We start from the raw sequence: 17,089 nt of genomic DNA, 5'->3' as shown, positions 1-17,089 counted from the left end.
AATTTCATTGCCATCAAATTTACTTCTTCAGTTGCTCAATAATATTCCTAAAACTCTCCAACCCTGCCTCTAAATTCTCTACAATCTCCAAAGCCAGTTCATCCGGATCAGGAAGATTATCCAGGTCTGCCAGGGATTGATCTTTTAACCAGGTAATATCCAAACTCGTTTTATCTCTTGCAATAATTTCATCGTAGGTAAACATTCTCCACCTGCCTTCGGGGTTAGTAACGGCATCAAAGGTTGCTTTACGTTTGTTACGGTTTTTTGGATTGTAGCAGTCAATAAAATCCTTTAAGTCATCAAGCTTTAAAGGATTTTTCTTTAGTGTGTGGTGAATATTGGTTCGGTAATCATATACCCATATTTCTTTTGTCCAGGGGTCTTTGCTGCTGGGCTTCCCATCCCAGAACAACACATTTGCTTTTACACCATTGGCATAAAAGATACCAGTGGGTAAACGCAGAATGGTATGCAGATTGGTGGTTTCCAATAATTTCTTTCTAACCGTCTCTCCTGCCCCACCCTCAAACAATACATTGTCTGGTAACACCACTGCCGCCATGCCCGTTGTTTTAAGCATGCTCTTTATATGTTGTACAAAGTTGAGCTGCTTATTGCTGGTGGTTACCCAAAAATCCTGTCGGTTGTAGGTGAGGTCTTCTTTTTCCTGTTCGCCTTCTTCGTTGGTAAAGGTCATGCTGCTTTTTTTGCCAAAGGGTGGATTGGCCAGCACATAATCGTATCGGGTTTCAGAAGCCGCAATCAAAGAATCATTTGGAGATATCATTACGTTTTCACTGTCTATATCACCAATATTATGCAGGAACAAATTCATCAATGCCAAGCGCCGGGTGCCTGCTACTATTTCGTTGCCAAAGAAAGTTTCGTATTTTAAAAACTGCTTCGCGGCTTTATCCAGGTCATTGTTGTCCGTCATCCAGTCGTAAGCGGCTAAAAAGAAGCCTCCGGTGCCGCATGCAGGGTCTGCAATGGTTTTCATAGGCTCAGGGCGCAAACACTCCACCATCGCCTTAATAAGTGGCCTAGGCGTGAAATACTGACCAGCACCACTCTTGGTATCTTCTGCATTTTTCTCCAGCAAACCCTCGTAAATATCGCCTTTGTCTTTTACACCCATCAGCACCCATTGCTCTGCATTAATAAGCGCAATCAATTTGTACAGCTTGGCAGGGTCGGTTATTTTATTTTGGCTCTTGGTAAATATCTGGCCCAATATGCCTTTTTCTTTTGCCAGCTCCCGCAACAGGTTATTGTAATGAACCTCCAACTCATCACCGCTCTTATTGGTGAGTGTTTCCCAATTATATTTTGTGGGGATGGGCATATTTCGACTATGCGGCGGCCGGCTGTACTCATCTGCCATTTTTAAAAACAGCAAATAAGTCAACTGCTCCAAATAATCGCCATAGCCTACGCCATCATCTCTCAGGGTGTTACAGAAGGCCCAAACTTTAGAAACGATGCCGGAAGTGTTTGTAGAATTGCTGCTCATAATTTTTTATTCATTAAAAATGCTTACATAATTTTTGTAGATATAGGTCTTTCCCCATTTATTGTTTTCATCCAATTGTTTCAAAATACCTAAGTCAACAAACCGTTCAATTAATTTCGCTGAACCTGCCCTTGTAAAGTGCATGGTTTCCGCAACCTTAGCATTGCTGGTAATGGGATTTTTAAATAAATGCTGTAAAAACAGTACCCCGCTGGTTGCTTCCCTCTTACCAAGGGCTTGTATTTTACGCATGTCATCTTCCCGAAGCGTTGTTATTTTCTTAGAGGTGTTGATACTTTCATTAGCAGTTTCAATTACACCATCCAGGAAAAAATGCAACCAGTCTTTGGTTTTATTATTGTGATAAGCATTCAGCTTAGTGTAGTATAATTGCTGGTGTTTTTTAAAAAAACTGCTTAAAAAAAGTACCGGTTTTTCCAGGATAGCTCTTTCAAAAAGAAACAGGGTTATTAATAACCTGCCCGCCCTTCCATTTCCATCCAGGAAAGGGTGAATGGTTTCAAACTGTGCATGTAATATGCCCGCTTGTAATACCGGCATTAATGTGGTGTTATGAATGAATTTTTCAAAATCACTTAATGCATTGTTCATTTCATGAACTGGGGGAGGTATAAATGATGCATTCTGCAGGCTAGTGCCGCCAATCCAGTTTTGTGATTTTCTAAATTCTCCCGGATCAGCAAAATGACTTGACCTTGCACCGGTCATCAATTCTTTATGCAGTTCCCTTAAAAAGCGCAACGAAAAAGGGAACTCTTTTAATCTTTTTGTACCGTAGTTTAATGCCTTTATATAATAGAGAATATCATCCGCATCGGTATCCTTTACATTTACCCCGGCACTCATTTCCAATGCATCCATCATGGTAGCCCTGGTGCCTTCTATTTGTGCAGAACTGGTAGCATCTTTTACAATATACATGCTAAGAAAAAAATCAGCATCCGGTAATACATGCGTAATGCCGTCTAATTTACCAATTAACCGCTCGGCGGTTGCAGCTTTGGCTAAAATCTCAGCCGGAAAATCCAACAATGCAGCAGTTGGAAACCCATCTGGTATAAAGGCCGTATAGCCTTCAGATTGCTTTATTAATTTGCCTATAGCCATGGTTCAATTTTTAGTTTACATTCAGTACACAAATGTATACTAAATACAGAGTTAGTTTACAAGATAAAGAAATTGTAAACTAACTTTTCAGTTTAATTTCATCTAAATAGCTGGTTATCAGTTATAAATTTCACCAGGCTGTACATTATCGAAAATACCCGGCTCAGGTATTTTTTATCAGTTGCAGGTAAGTTTTTGCCCTGCTATTTTTAATACCAGCTCCTTCAGCAGGTAATTGTAATGTACTTCTAACCCATCACCAATTTTTTTTTGGTCAGGCTTTCCCAATTGTATTTTGTAGGGATGGGCATATTGCTACAGTGTAGCGGCCGGCTATATTCACCAGCCATTTTTAAAAACAGTAGATAAAATACACTTAACCAATTTAGCCGGTTAATTGCAGGATTTAAACTAAAATTACACCAAACCCAACTCTTTCATTTTAAGATATATAGGATGTAAACAGCTGGCGCCACTTGTGGTAGAACTCCAGTACATACCATGTGCTTTTAAACTGTTTAAAGAAATAAAACTGCTAAGGTTGTATTGATTAATTTTTACCACCTCATAATTCACATTAATAGGTATCACACGCTGGCTGGTTAACCCATATTGAGCGGCTCCACTCAATTCATCTTTGCGAAAATTACTGGCCAGTGCATCTGCTATGGAATATACATTTAGCCAGCTAACCTTGCTTTCCATTATAGTACTTCTCTCCGAATAATAATTTTCATAATAAGTACTTATAAAATCAAATGGGGTGCCGATGGTTATTAAGGCTTTCATTCTGTCCAGCTTATTGCCGGAGGGAGTTGTTCCAAAGGGAAATAAGTAGTCTATGGCAATTAACGACCCGAAACTATATGCATGAATATGTATTTCAGCATTTGTTTCATGTTCGGTAATATATTCTACCAATTGGTCAAGGTTGCCCTGTATATCCTGGTTTTGCCGCCCAAACTGAAGATAATTATGGGCACATACAAACTCGGTAGCAAGACTGGTAATAATAATATTGGCCTGTGGCGCTAAAAGCAAAATAATAGAGATAATAGACACAAAAAACTCCGAAAAGGACTTCATATTTGTGGCATTAATATGTAGAAATACACCTATTGATTGTAGCCAGGTATGTGACTGAATAAAATCTGTTACCGATTTTTCCAGGAAAAAATTAGATAGTACGGTAATAATGGCAGGCACCATAAAAAGTATGGCCAGTGCAATTATTAAAAACAGAAAGAAAATATAAAAGGTTTGAAACGGACGAGCATAATTTTTTTTACCAAAAAAACCTTTAATTACAACCGGGAACTTTTTAATTACCAGGCTAAATAAATAGCCACTCTTTAAAAGTAAATTTTGCTTTTTGTAATCATCTGTCATGATATCACCATACCTAAACTCATATAATTTATACAACAAAGTTGCTACCCCACTTTTATGTTCTATAATACTGGCTACATTGCTTTCACGGTTGTTGGCATACTTTATCTTCTCAATTTTTAATTCATGTGTTACGCCTGTACTGTGATAATCAAACTCATTTTTAAGGCGTGTTGAGTAGCTTACCAGCGATTCATTGGTTACAGACTGTCCAAGGCCGTCAATATAAATACCTACTTTCATATTGCTAGTTTTAGTTTACATGTTTACCAATTTTTCTCAAACGCCCTACTTACAAAGCTTTTCCTGAAGCCCTTACCAATTGAATGTCTCTTGAGGAATTGCATCTAACTTTTACCCAAATTGTGCTATAAAATATTTAAACCCATTGTTTAATGGGCCGTGCCATATATTTTTATGGCATCTCCTCTTGCGTCGCGCTCTTGTACGTTCAGATTATATCTCATCAACTATCAACGCAAATAAAATAATTCAATAATAAAAAAATTTTCAATAACTCCTTTCATAGAAAGGTTTAAATCCTAAGTTACAAGGCACCCTGTGGAAGACTTGGAACAACTGGTGTATTCATCTGCCATTTTTAAAAACAGCAAACAAGTCAACTGTTCCAAATAATCGCCATAGCCTACGCCATCATCACGGAGGGTGTTACAGAAGGCCCAGACTTTGGAGACGATGATGGAGGTGTTGGCAGAACTATTATTGCTCATATATTCTATGTGATATAAATAAATTATTGATAATATATACTTGACCCCCAGTAATAAATATTTTCATTTATTTCATCATCGAGCTTATTTAAATGCTTCATTAAATCTTCGTCAAGATGATGATAAATACCTAAGAGTTTTATAATAAAGGATTTCCCACTTAGAAAGGCTTTAATTACATTTTCGTAGGCCTGAAAAAAATCATCGCCAGCAATTAAGTAATGAGCGTAAAGAACACCGTAGATGAAAGAATAATCAATTTCTACCATCCAAATATGGGATAATACTGCTTGATTACTATTACATAAACTTGCGCCAAAACCAATATCATAGACACCATTTAAAGTCGAAGCAGTAGCTCCATCGCAAATGTTCAAAAATAATAACCTTTGTGAATCAGTATTTGGAATCAATCCTAGGATGTCCTTAAGTTCAATATGGTCTTCAGGCAAAATTTCTATTTTACTAATGTGAGGCGTATAATGATCGTAATTTCCATGGGTACCAACCCAAATTAAGTCATACTCTGGTGATTTATATTTATCAATAAAGTCCTGCTTATTTGCTTTTAGTATATTTATTATATCCACCACAATACCAGCATTTTCAAACATTTTTTTTGTCAGCGATAATTCTAAATCACTTGTTCTAGTACCAAAGCACCATAACAAAACTTTGCTAACTATTCTCCTCTTATTTGCTATTTCAAAAGATCCTGCTAAAGGAATTGTATTCCCAATGGCTTTTATCATTAATGGCTGAACAGGATGTTGAAATCCTGGAATTACGACTATTGATTTTAATGCGTCTAATTTCATCTCTGTAAGTGCTGAAAATTTATAGTGTCCAGTAAGTCTTTTCTCAAAATCCTTTCCTTGATCTTTTACGGGCACTCCATGAGTTTTGGGCTCTTCTAAAACGAAATCTGAATAGTTGTTGACTGCTATTTTAGTACTTAGGAACCGATTTGTTTGATAGAATAGTTCAAGTATATCTTCAGGTGTTTCTTTACCAAAATCAAATGTTTGATGGGACGAAGAAATCAAAACCCCGTGATTATAGGTGGCTATCACAAATAACTGGTCAGAAGATATTCTTTTGCCAATATCAATGCAATAAAATTCAGTTATGATTTTACTTGCTAGATCAATCCTTCTTTTTTCCACACATTTCATTACAAGTCCATTCAACACACCAAATAATCTAGCCTTTTCATACTTTAACAAAAGCTGGTCCATTTCATGTATTGAATTATTGTATTGTCCAAGAGCTTCCTCGAACCTCTTCCACTCATGATCAAGTTTGCCGATATCATGAAAATAGTACAAAGAGAGTAGTTGCATCAATTGACCACCAACCAATAAATCTGAATAATTTGTGAGCACAATTGAACACCAGTCTAAAGAAACTTTATCGGTAAATTCTGCGCCTGCATGTGCTAATTGAAGAGATATTTGTTTTTTAATCTCAGCACTTTCCGTTTTCTCAAAATGATTTGCAAGGATCTCTGCTAAGCCCTTCAATCCTTCTTTTTTGAAATTAGTTGCAAAAGCCAAAGCATTCGACGCCGCAGTGATTAGTAAATCCTCAAGAACAAAATTCGGTATACCGTTTGTAAGGAGATGACAAATCAGTTTGAGCATGAATTCGAGTACAATTGTTGCAAAATCTACTAACCCTCCACGATGCCAAGCGTAATAGAATAGGGTTGAAGAAAACTCGAGCATTGTATTTATAGCCTCCGAAGAAATGTAGGGATTTGTTGATTTTAAAAAATCATTAAGCCTTCCTATCTGGAAATCCATTTCCGCACCATAGTTAATCTCATCAGTCAATGCATATATAAGCCAATCATGGCAGTCAGAAAATAAACCTTTAGTGCTATAAAATCTTGCAATCTGATAACTTTGCGTAAACTGTAAAAAGTTTAGCTTTATACGTCCATATACATCGACTGCGTTTTTAGCATTTAAAATATCCTTTAGAAGTTCGATAGAAATTTTCTTAAATTCCTGACTATCTGCTTTGGAATACCGTTCCATATTGAGGGAAATAGTTAGCTCCAAATCAGACAACTCCACATCATTTAAAGTTAAGTTCCAAATTGGATTTAGGGGCATGAATAGTCCGTGTGTATTAGCAAAAATTTCTTTTAATTTCATATTGAGTAATTATTGACAATTACTAGTTAATTTATCTCTTTAATGGAGTCTGCTTTTTAATAATTTTTTTATTACCTCTATTTATGAAGGATTTGTATTATTACATAATATTGGCGACATTATCATTTCACAAATTCTAACAGAGATTTAAAGTTATTATAAATGAGATCCTTAGTTGGTAAAAAGTCTACTTTTTTAATTGCAGAAATCCCCTCAATTGTCGCTTTTAGGCTTTGTACCCTTGTTTTAATAACATTGTCAAAAGTAAAAGGGGCATCGGTTTCAGTTAACAAAAGGTGATTTGGTATAGCCATGATTATTTGTTTCCCTTTTTCAGCATTAATCATTTTATGATTTATTGAAAAATAATAACCATTTTGAACAGCCACTTTCAAATCGTTTTGATCTCCGTTATACCAATGAAATATTATCCGACAATTAGAATTTCCCAGGTGTTTGGATGTTAATTGAATTGTTTCATTCGCAGCATTACGAGAATGAATTGTAAGTACTTTTTTGTCCTTTTCGTTACAAAGTTTAAGTATTTCAATAAATATTTCTTTTTGATAGTCCCAACTTTTTTTAAACCTTGGAGATCCATCTAAACCAATTTCTCCTATATATTTAGTACTATCAATTAATTCTTCAAATAAATTCAATTGTGATCCATATTGCTCTACTAATTCAGGATGCATGCCCAAGGCAACTCTAATATTTTTTGAATTTGCAAAAAGGCTTTTACATGGTTCATAAATAAATGGAGCATTCGTAACACTTATCGTTTTTATTGGCAAACTATCTTCGCCTACCCAGGTTTGCTGAATATTTTTAAATAAATCAACATGGCAGTGTGCATCTACATAATAACTCATGTTAGTGTAATTCCAGTTAAAAATTGTTCAACTTCATTTAAAGACCTATTATAGACATCTAAATAAGGTTGAACATTCACCCCTAATGGTCCAGTATTTCTGATTGCTGCAATTAAATAAGTCGGATGACGTCGGACTTTTTCAATCATATATTTAAATGCCACTACATCCGCTGCTTTAGCCGTTCTTATGTCTAATGGAGTTGAATGAAGGTCGGTGCCATATGGAAATGCATCCAGCAGCCCCGCTGCATGGAAAGATGCTTGACGAATTATACAAGGAACACAATACCCACAATGTCTATTTGAGCTGCCGACACCGCCATGATAACGTCCCGCTGCAGGATGGCTGCAAGACATTGTTTCAGTATTTACAACTAATGCTTGATTATGACATTCAATAAGCATTTCTCCTTTAGTTTTATACTGGTAAGGATTATGTAGGCGCACATTCATTCTCAATTGCGTAAATAACTCCTGCATCATCAACAGATAACATGGATGTGTCGTTCGGGTGCTATGAGAACCCACACGAAGTGGCGTTAACGGCAGGTTCAAACTAATCATGCCATTTTCGGGAATCACTAAAGTTGGCGCTGAGCTTAAACAAGAAGCACAAATACTTCCTAATGTCAAAAAAAGAAATGATCTACCTCTTTCAGTATTATCTATGCTTCCGAATAAATCTTCCTTCGGTATACTTAAATATGCATATATCCTTTCTGGCCTTCTTTCATTATAATGATTGTTTAAAGCCGCTGCACATTTTGATTGGTATGGAGTGACGTCTGCACTTTTTGCATGCCCGACCAAAAGAGGTCGAATACCGCTTTCCAATAAATCAATTGCTCCAATAAAGCTATCCATCCCACCAGAAAACAAACATACGGTATCTGTTTCGTATGGCATTTTATAAGCTTTGCGATTGCCCCTGGGAGAAAGAATTGGCATATTTGTTCTTGGGCGAAAATATAAAGTCCATATATCTCCAGTTAAGAAGCGAAAAATTTTCTGTAAATTATCTTTTTGATTGTCCCAGAGATCGGGTTCGCTTACGGGTATATAAAGGTCTATGATTCTTGTCCATGAATCTTCTGCAAATGTTTTTCTATCTATTCTTGTATCAGCTGCGTACATGCTGCTTGCAACAACAAGAAGATCCATTGCTATTTCAGTAGGCTCCAGCTTTAGCCTTTTTAGGCTTGTAAGTAGGGCATGAACACTTACCCCTGCAGTGCTGGTAAACATTTTAAGAGTAGCAGTTTTTAAATTACCGCTTTCATTCAGATTCACTCCTGCATCTTCATCACCTAGTTTTGTTATTAAAGCAAATTTTCCCATAGTTAATCATTTGATCCTGCCATGGCATCGAAGGCAGTTCGGTAAATGTTTTCAATATTTCGTTCAAGATTTTGTTTGTCGCCCCGTTTTGTAGCACTTATTTCAGGCATTATTTGATTCCGAACCATTCCCTTTACAATTTGGTAAATACCATTTTCTATTTCAAGTAGGGTCACAATATCTGTAGTTGATTCTGTAAACTGATTTCCGATATCGTTAATGACTCTTTGGGCAATTGTTTCTTCAATGAAAACTGCCATCATAACTTCTACCTGATCATTACTTAAATTATTTAAATCCATATCAGGAGAATCTTCACAAATACGCATCACTGTATTTGCATAAGCAGCTTTAGTAATGCTATCATCCTGAGTATCTTCGTATACTTTACCTGTATGTGTAAATATCAATTCACCAATTGCAGATAAGGTGTTAAGTAAAGGTTGATTTACGTATGCAGTAAGATTAAATTCAGTTAACGCCGTCTCCGTACCTTTTCTTCGAATATTATCAATGGTCTCATAGAAAATTGCCACTCGTGATGCTGAGGGCTGCATTCTTCTTGCAAGAGTTGTAGAACTACCAGCAGCATTTCTACTATAACTTCTTAACGCTTGTTTTAAATATGCAATGTTAGTTCCCCCACTTCGAGCATATTTATTGAACTGTTTTTTAGGTGTAGTATATCGATTATTTCCACCCATTTCAATTCCTTCTCCTGAAGGGCTCACATTTGTAGCACTCTCCCCATTCGAATCTGGCACTCCATTATTCTCGTATTGATTTTCCGAATCAGCAGGATCTCCCTCTGGAATATCCTGATCCGGTTGATTAGCCTCCTGCGGCAATATTTGAGGTGTCAGTAAATTCCCATTGTCAATCCAACTTGGTATAAGCGGATTCCCTCCGCCAGCTCCACCACCTGAACTTGATGTACCCATAAAACTTTTATTTTAAAGCTTGTTTTGCTACTGCTTTCAATGTTCTATTTTGTTCTTGCCCTTCGAATGTTTTAAAAAGTGCTTTCACCTTTTCTTTAGCACCTTCAGTTTTTATGCCACTCAACTCTGTTACTACCCAAGGGCCTAATTCCGAAGGAGGGAAAGAGACTAATAAACCTACAAATCTTTCTTCAAGAGATTTTTCAATTTTGATTATTCGAAGTAATCCATTTATTGGATCGGGAATATTCTTTAAATCTGTTGAAGACCGACTTTCTGATTCAAGCTTATCAAAAAGCATTACTCTCTCTTTTGTTGATATATCCGCAAGTTGTTTTTCAGCTGAAAGTAGTCCAAGATCAGAATGGCTATTTAACATTTCATATATTTTTTGCAAATTCTCAGGGAAAAGAGAACTAGCATCAAAACCAATAGCTTTTTCCTTAGAAATAAATATGTAGGGTCGGAGATCAACAGATGTTATAACGGGTTCAAGTGATAGCCATTCTCTGAATGTCACATCTTCTTTGTCAGGCGTTTTAGTTCCTTCGGTGCTCGCTTCCTTTCCTTCAAATTTCTTTTTTTCAAGCGCTTCTATCGTCAAGGAAATACCATTAATAGTTGTTGTAACTTCATCTACTAATGCGTCAAATCTTTTTGATTGAAATCTTTCTAGTAACATAAGTTTTGCAAGTACATTCATTCTAACGATTTCTTCCAATCCGTAAATCCTAGCAATTCTCATTCTTAAGAAAAGTGTATTCATAAACCTTTTTATATTCCTTGGATTTCCTTTAAGACCGGATGCTAGTGTAGGTGTTAGTTGGTCGGCAACCAGCAATGTTTCTTTCAGTTCTGTTGCATCTGATCCAATTGCTGCAGAAATAATTTCATAAGAAAGATCGACTGCATCATACGGCCTTTTCTTCTGCTTATTATAATATTCATAAACACTTTTCAACTGAACATAATTGTGTTTTAAATGGTGTTGAAGCATCAATAATTTAATATAATTTCCAGTTTGCGTTTTATTCAATAAAGGAATCCGGATTGGTATTTGAATCAACTTTTCTAAATAATTTTTGGTGTATTCCTGATAGTCTGATGGGAGGTTAGGAAAGTGTTCCCTTACTGCATACTCTATCATTTTTTCATCAGCAGACAATACGAAAGTCGTGCCTTCAACAAAAAGAAATAATCGAATAGCTTCCAATATTTCAATAACAGATTTAGGTAAACAACGATCTAAATCATCTACAAGTATAATTATATGATCAACTTTAGAAGTTTGAATCAATTTCTTAAATTCTTTACGGAAAGCTTCAATTTGTTGAGTAACGGATTCTTCCTCCTCCTCTTTTAAAAAAGATTCTTCATCTGTTGCACTTTCTTTTCCTTCCTTACATCCAATCAACTCTTTTCCCTTATTAATCCATCCTCCCATTTGACCTAATAAAGTAGTTGCAGGTAATCCTGTAACAAAAGTCATTGCCGCAGCAGCAGAGACCTTTGCAACTTTAAGCCAATTGATTCGTTTAAATAAAGACTTTGCAAGTTTTTGAATTTTTTCGTTTCTTGGCTGTAATCTCGCTAGCTCTGTGACCACTGTTTCCATCAAAGCAGTTTTTGCATCCTCATAATCTTGAAATAACCATCCGTTAAAAAGGATGCAATGAATTTTAGAAACACTGGCTTGTTTTTCTAATAATACTTTTGCCTGCAACAGTGATAAAATTGAAGATTTTCCAACGCCCCAATCACCATAAACTCCAATTGTTAATGGTCGCAGGTGATTGTCATTAATAATTTCCAATATTGTCTGCGCAATCTTGTCGTGACCAAGTAAGTCGACGTCCGTTTCTTTGTCATTCCACATAATAATCTGTTTATTTAAATGAGTTTCCCTTCAAATGCTTTTTTCAAAATACTTTGCCTTAACGCCTCTGCCTGTTGCAGGCTTTGGGTGATGCTTTCTTCCATTTTATCGGCTACGCTGAGACGGCTTTCGATTTCTTGAACGATTTTATTTTGTTCTTTAAATGCACAAAGAGGTATTGGAAGGTTCGATAAGATTGTTAGATTTATTGAAGCAAGGTTTGTTGTTTGTTTACCATGTTTAAAAAAATAACTCTTTGCAACCCTTGTTTGCGAAAAATAAGCTATGTACATTGAAGCAACCTCATTTGAAAGTGGCCTTGCTCTGAATATGTGATTCTGATGTATGCAATCTTCTATTTCATTTTTCCAAATAGTTCCTCTTCCTAATTTGTCTTTATCACCGCCTTCAGTATATAAAATATCACCGAATAGGAGTTGATATTTTCCCTTATCGGATGGCAATATTTCAATCAATTTGATTTCATTCAAATCTAGGTAGCCGTCTTGAACATTAGCAACACGTAGATATGGTAAATGAATTGTTTCTTTTCCTTTGAAGTCTTTTCCCTTGGTTACTCCTCCAATAATTTTGCATACATCTTTAAGAAGAACTTCTTTCCACCCTTTCGGCAGTTCACCTTCCTTTACATTTTCATTGGTTAGCTTTCCCTCAAATGCCCATTTTAATACAGACTGCCGGTAGGTTTTTAGTTGCTGTTGGGCTGTACGCAGGTTTTCCATGCCTTTGTCCAACTCACTAAAGAGTTCTTCAATTTTGGAAACCATTGTTTCTTGGGTAGGTTTGGGAGGAAGAGGAATATCTAAGTTTTTTAATATCGTCTGGCTAATATTTGGTTGTGCCCCACCGATACCTTGACCGATTAATTTTCGTTTTTTAAAAAATAGATAATTATATAAAAAAGCGGAACTAATTTTTTCATTTTGAAAAATGCCACAAATGGCCTGATTAGTTGCTGCATCAACACCAAGAAATGCAAGCTTCCCAATTGTAGCTCCATACAATGCAATCAATAAAGTTCCTTTCGGAAATATCTTTGCGCTTGAATTTTTTATAGCATCTTCTGAAATCTTTTCTTCCGTATCTGTGATAACTCCTCTATCTAATTCACCAGATTTCACCCAGGGAATATTTCCATCATAATATTTAGATTCTCTTCTGCTCGGCGTTCCTCCGCTTGTTGTATTACATACTTCTCCCAACTTTAACCATTTCCAATCTTTTGGCAATATTTTATTTATGTCATCCATTTAAGTCTTCTTGAAATGTTTCCAATAATGCTTTGTGTTTTCTCTTTAGCCTATCTCTCCAACCCTTCCACCAAGTTATAAATGATGTTTGCTGTTTTATCTGTTGAGCTTTGTCTTCCTCTGACCTTCCAAGAATAAACCCTTTTAATTCTTCAAGTGTTTTTTCAGCATCCTTAATTTGCTGATTTGCATGTTGTATTCCTTTTTCAAGTTCCCTTTTTAAGATTTCACCTAACAAAATCGCATTATCTGAAAGCTCATCAATTACTTTTTGTGTTTGTTCGGTGTAACTTAAAATTTGCTTATTTGTATTTTCTTGCAATGACTTAATCTGTTCATTTGTCATTGTTTTAAACTCCAGAATTTGTTTATTTGTATTTTCAGTCAGAACATCAATCTGCTTCTGAAATAACTTTTGCAGTTCCTCGATTTCGCGATCATTTAATTTCTGTAAATGATCTAACTGAATTTTTGTTGATCTGTCTATTTGCTCATTATTCTGAAGCATAATAATTATTGCAGCAAATAATGGGATAATGATTGAACCAAATTGAAGCAACGCGCTATTAAAATCGCTCCTTGAAATATGTTCAATAATATAGAATATAAATATGATTACAAATACACCAAATAGTAACCACCAAAATGTCCATTTATTTTTCCTTATCCAATTCATATTAATTTTTTCAATTTAGTTATACAGTACAAGAGTGCGACGCAAGGATGATTAATAGTAATAAAATTGTTTGAACCATAATTTTTTTGATTTGCATAATTACCGTGATTTAATTTCTATTATGTTTTATTCATAAATATCACTGTAACTACATCAATCGCCATTCAGATAATTACGCTGCCAGCACCTCATTCAATTCTTCCAATATTTTCTCATAATCCTCTTTAAACAATTGATAGAACCTGCCCAGGCCGCCCTGCTTATTAAAGGGGTCCAGTTCAAAATCTTCTTTGTCTACATGAAAACTGCCGGCCACATATTCTTTTATCATGCGCAGCCATTGCATTTGTTCTTCGGTAAATTTGGTGGCGGCACCAGCCTGTTTTTTAAATACCCAGTCCTGAAAATTTTTGTCCACCGTTTTATCATAGCCCGTAAGTGCGCCATCAATGCCGGTGATATTGCGTATTAAACTTACCAATGCGGTGAGTTCGTTTTTGGCACTGCCACTGGCCTGGCCCAAATGCTCGTATGCCCGCCACACATGCATTGGACTTAGCAGGGGTTGTTCGGTGGTTAATTTTTCGTACAGGTCACGTATCATTTTGTAAGTAAGTTCCCTGCGGCGGTAGGGCTGACCATAAAAAATTTGCAGGGCGGTTATCTTGTCTTTGTGTGCCTGTATCCATGCCGTAAAATTGCTGATGGTAAGGCTGGCAGCGGCTTCCTGATCTTTTACCCAACCTATATTGGTTATGGTGTCTATGTTAATGGCATCAATTACCTGGTCGTATTTTTTGCGAACGTCTATAATAAAATTGCGCAATTCCGGATTGCTAAAAACGGCAGTGGCCTGCTCTATAAGTTGTGCATGCTGAATGCTACATTGTGCATCTATTTGCTGCGGAGATGCACCTTTGTTTTCACCTTCTATTTTTCGCCTTAAATCTTCCACCGTATCAGGGTCGTACGCATTTAATAATTCTTTTACCACGTGGCTGATGGTTTGGCCATTGGCCTGGGCCGAAAAATTTGCTTTTTCGGCAGAGTTGATCTGTTTATCCAGCCTTATGAGGCGGTTGGCCAATGTGCTTAGAATGTCTTCCTGCGTATTGCCCATGGCTAGGTTTTGCAACAGGTCTTTCAGGCTCATGCCGGGCTTTTTCTCTAATGGGCGGCTATCAGTTTTTTGAGAGCTCTCCACACCAATGGCATCAATAATTACAAAATGGTCTTTGGTAAATTTGGCAGATGGTGTGCCGGTGGCTTTTAATTGTTCCAGGCTGCAGGTACGGGTGCCACGGCCTTTCATTTGCTCGTAATAGCTGCGGCTTTTTACATCCCGCATAAATACCAATATTTCCAGCGGACGAATATCGGTGCCGGTAGCAATCATATCTACCGTTACCGCAATGCGTGGATAATAGTCGTTGCGAAACTGACTGAGCACAGTTTTGGGATCTTCATCGCTTTTGTAAGTAATTTTTTTGCAGAACTTATTTTCTTCGGCAAATTCTTCCCTTACAATTTCAATAATGTCTTCGGCGTGAGAATCAGTTTTGGCAAAGATTAATGTTTTGGGCACTTCAAATTTTCCATCTGTAGCAATACGATCGTTAAACATGGCGGGCATGTTTTCTTTTATGGCCCTTATAATGGTGCGTATCTGGCTTTTGTTTACAATGTCTTTATCTAATTGATTGCCGCTATATTCAATGTCTTCATCCACACTTTCCCAAAATTTACGGCGGGTGAGTCTTTCTCTTTTATCTACCTTTTCACCCATTTTTATTATGCTGCCGTTTTTGGTAATTTCTGTTTCAATGGTAAATACATTATAAGGCACAAGCACCCCATCAATAACCGCTTTTTCATACCCATAATCACTTACCAGGTTTTGGTTAAAATAACCAAAAGTGCGGTTATCTGGTGTGGCTGTTAAACCTATTTGAAACACATCAAAATAGTCCAGTACCTGTTTCCACAAATTATAAATACTGCGGTGGCATTCGTCTATCACAATAAAATCAAAAAACTCTATTGGTACTTTTTCGTTATAGCTTACAGGTGCCGGTTCCCTTTGCTGAAATTCATTGGGGTTCATTTCTTCGGCGCTTTCATCCAGCTCTGTGCCTTTTAAAATGCTATACATTCTTTGTATGGTGCTGATATACACCTGGCTATCAGTGGGTATAGCACTGCTTTTTAGCCTGGTAACACCATATAATTCAGTAAATTTTCTATTATCGTCATTGGGCACATAGGCCATAAACTCCTGTTCAGCCTGTTCGCCCAAATTTTTTGTATCTACCAAAAACAAAACGCGTTTTGCCTTGGCAAATTTTAGTAAGCGGTATATAAATGTAATGGCAGTAAAGGTTTTACCAGAGCCGGTGGCCATTTGTATTAAGGCTTTGGGCCGGGCATCTTTAAACGATTGCTCCAGTTTATTAATGGCAAGTATTTGGCAATCCCTTAAACCTAATTCTGGTAAAGCCGGAATATCCTGCAATCTGGCTCTTAATGATTTTTCCTGTTTGCAATATTCCAGCAAAGTTTCCGGGCGATGAAAGGTAAAAACAGGCCTGCTTCTGGGTTTGGGATCACGAAAATCGGTGAACCGCGTAATATCTCCTGTACTTTCATAGCCAAAGAACAGTGGCTGGTTGTTCAGGTATTTCAATTTAGCAGTGCGGTAGCCTTCGGTTTGGTCTTCATGTATGGTTAAATGCAAACCCTCCTCTGCCCTTTTGGCTTCAATAATACCAACGGGTTGTTTATTTACAAACAGCACATAATCAGCCGGACCAATATCCGTTTGGTATTCTCTGATAACAACACCTAACGCGGCATTTAAATTAATTTGATGTTTAGATTGTATAAGCCAGCCACTCCGCAATAACTGGGAGTCTATAAGGTCACGGGCAAATTGTTCGGGGGTCTGGTTCATGGTACGTAATAAGCTAATATATAAAACAATTTTAAATGCACCATGCATTGCATTTAAATAATTACTGGTACCAGATTGCAAAGCAAACCCCGCAGCATATTAGCGAATAATTGGAATATCATTATGTACCTGGCAGTATTGTCGCTATTCAGCTTTACTTGCGTCGCACTCTTGTGCGGTTGGTGCTTTATTGAGCCAGCACTTTTGAAAAATTAAATTAGCTGCAAAAGATGTATA

At 36.7% G+C, this 17,089-nt stretch carries 12 protein-coding genes; all 12 read right to left on the bottom strand.

Going from position 1 to position 17,089, the window contains the following annotated elements; genetic code table 11:
• Nucleotides 1–19: 19 nt before the first annotated feature.
• Nucleotides 20–1,516, bottom strand: a complete 1,497-nt coding sequence (locus GD597_RS06115; RefSeq protein ID WP_171606947.1) for a type I restriction-modification system subunit M — start codon at nt 1,514–1,516, stop codon at nt 20–22.
• 6 nt (nt 1,517–1,522) lie between these two features.
• The gene (locus tag GD597_RS06110; protein ID WP_171606946.1) at nt 1,523–2,644 is read right to left on the bottom strand and encodes a Fic family protein; all 1,122 of its coding nucleotides are present in this window, start codon (nt 2,642–2,644) and stop codon (nt 1,523–1,525) included.
• A gap of 417 nt (nt 2,645–3,061) precedes the next feature.
• Complete coding sequence (locus GD597_RS06105) at nt 3,062–4,276, bottom strand: hypothetical protein (RefSeq protein WP_171606945.1); 1,215 nt, start codon at nt 4,274–4,276, stop codon at nt 3,062–3,064.
• Nucleotides 4,277–4,575: 299 nt separating this feature from the next.
• Nucleotides 4,576–4,764 carry a type I restriction-modification system subunit M N-terminal domain-containing protein gene (locus GD597_RS06100; protein WP_171606944.1) on the bottom strand — a complete coding sequence of 63 codons (189 nt, stop codon included), beginning with the start codon at nt 4,762–4,764 and terminating at the stop codon, nt 4,576–4,578.
• Between the two features lie 23 nt (nt 4,765–4,787).
• Complete coding sequence (locus GD597_RS06095) at nt 4,788–6,926, bottom strand: hypothetical protein (protein WP_171606943.1); 2,139 nt, start codon at nt 6,924–6,926, stop codon at nt 4,788–4,790.
• 122 nt (nt 6,927–7,048) lie between these two features.
• A complete protein-coding gene (qatD, locus tag GD597_RS06090; RefSeq protein WP_171606942.1) occupies nt 7,049–7,798 on the bottom strand; it encodes a Qat anti-phage system TatD family nuclease QatD in 750 nt (249 codons plus the stop codon).
• A complete protein-coding gene (gene qatC / locus GD597_RS06085; RefSeq protein WP_171606941.1) occupies nt 7,795–9,138 on the bottom strand; it encodes a Qat anti-phage system QueC-like protein QatC in 1,344 nt (447 codons plus the stop codon). Before qatC ends, qatD begins: the two co-directional genes overlap by 4 nt.
• 2 nt (nt 9,139–9,140) lie before the next feature.
• Entirely contained in the window at nt 9,141–10,079 is a 939-nt protein-coding gene (gene qatB / locus GD597_RS06080; RefSeq protein ID WP_171606940.1) for a Qat anti-phage system associated protein QatB, read from the bottom strand.
• 7 nt (nt 10,080–10,086) lie between these two features.
• Complete coding sequence (gene qatA / locus GD597_RS06075) at nt 10,087–11,955, bottom strand: Qat anti-phage system ATPase QatA (RefSeq protein WP_171606939.1); 1,869 nt, start codon at nt 11,953–11,955, stop codon at nt 10,087–10,089.
• Between the two features lie 14 nt (nt 11,956–11,969).
• Nucleotides 11,970–13,226, bottom strand: a complete 1,257-nt coding sequence (locus GD597_RS06070) for a restriction endonuclease subunit S (protein ID WP_171606938.1) — start codon at nt 13,224–13,226, stop codon at nt 11,970–11,972.
• Nucleotides 13,219–13,902: a hypothetical protein gene (locus tag GD597_RS06065; RefSeq protein ID WP_171606937.1), complete on the bottom strand. Its 684-nt coding sequence runs from the start codon at nt 13,900–13,902 to the stop codon at nt 13,219–13,221. Before GD597_RS06065 ends, GD597_RS06070 begins: the two co-directional genes overlap by 8 nt.
• A 172-nt stretch (nt 13,903–14,074) precedes the next feature.
• Nucleotides 14,075–16,852: a type I restriction endonuclease subunit R gene (locus tag GD597_RS06060; RefSeq protein ID WP_171606936.1), complete on the bottom strand. Its 2,778-nt coding sequence runs from the start codon at nt 16,850–16,852 to the stop codon at nt 14,075–14,077.
• Nucleotides 16,853–17,089: the final 237 nt, after the last annotated feature.

The organism is Limnovirga soli, assembly GCF_013106755.1.
In the GTDB taxonomy this organism is placed as follows: domain Bacteria; phylum Bacteroidota; class Bacteroidia; order Chitinophagales; family Chitinophagaceae; genus Limnovirga; species Limnovirga soli.
The sequence above is the reverse complement of the archived record's forward strand: the minus strand, read 5'-3'. Positions and strand labels throughout refer to the sequence as shown.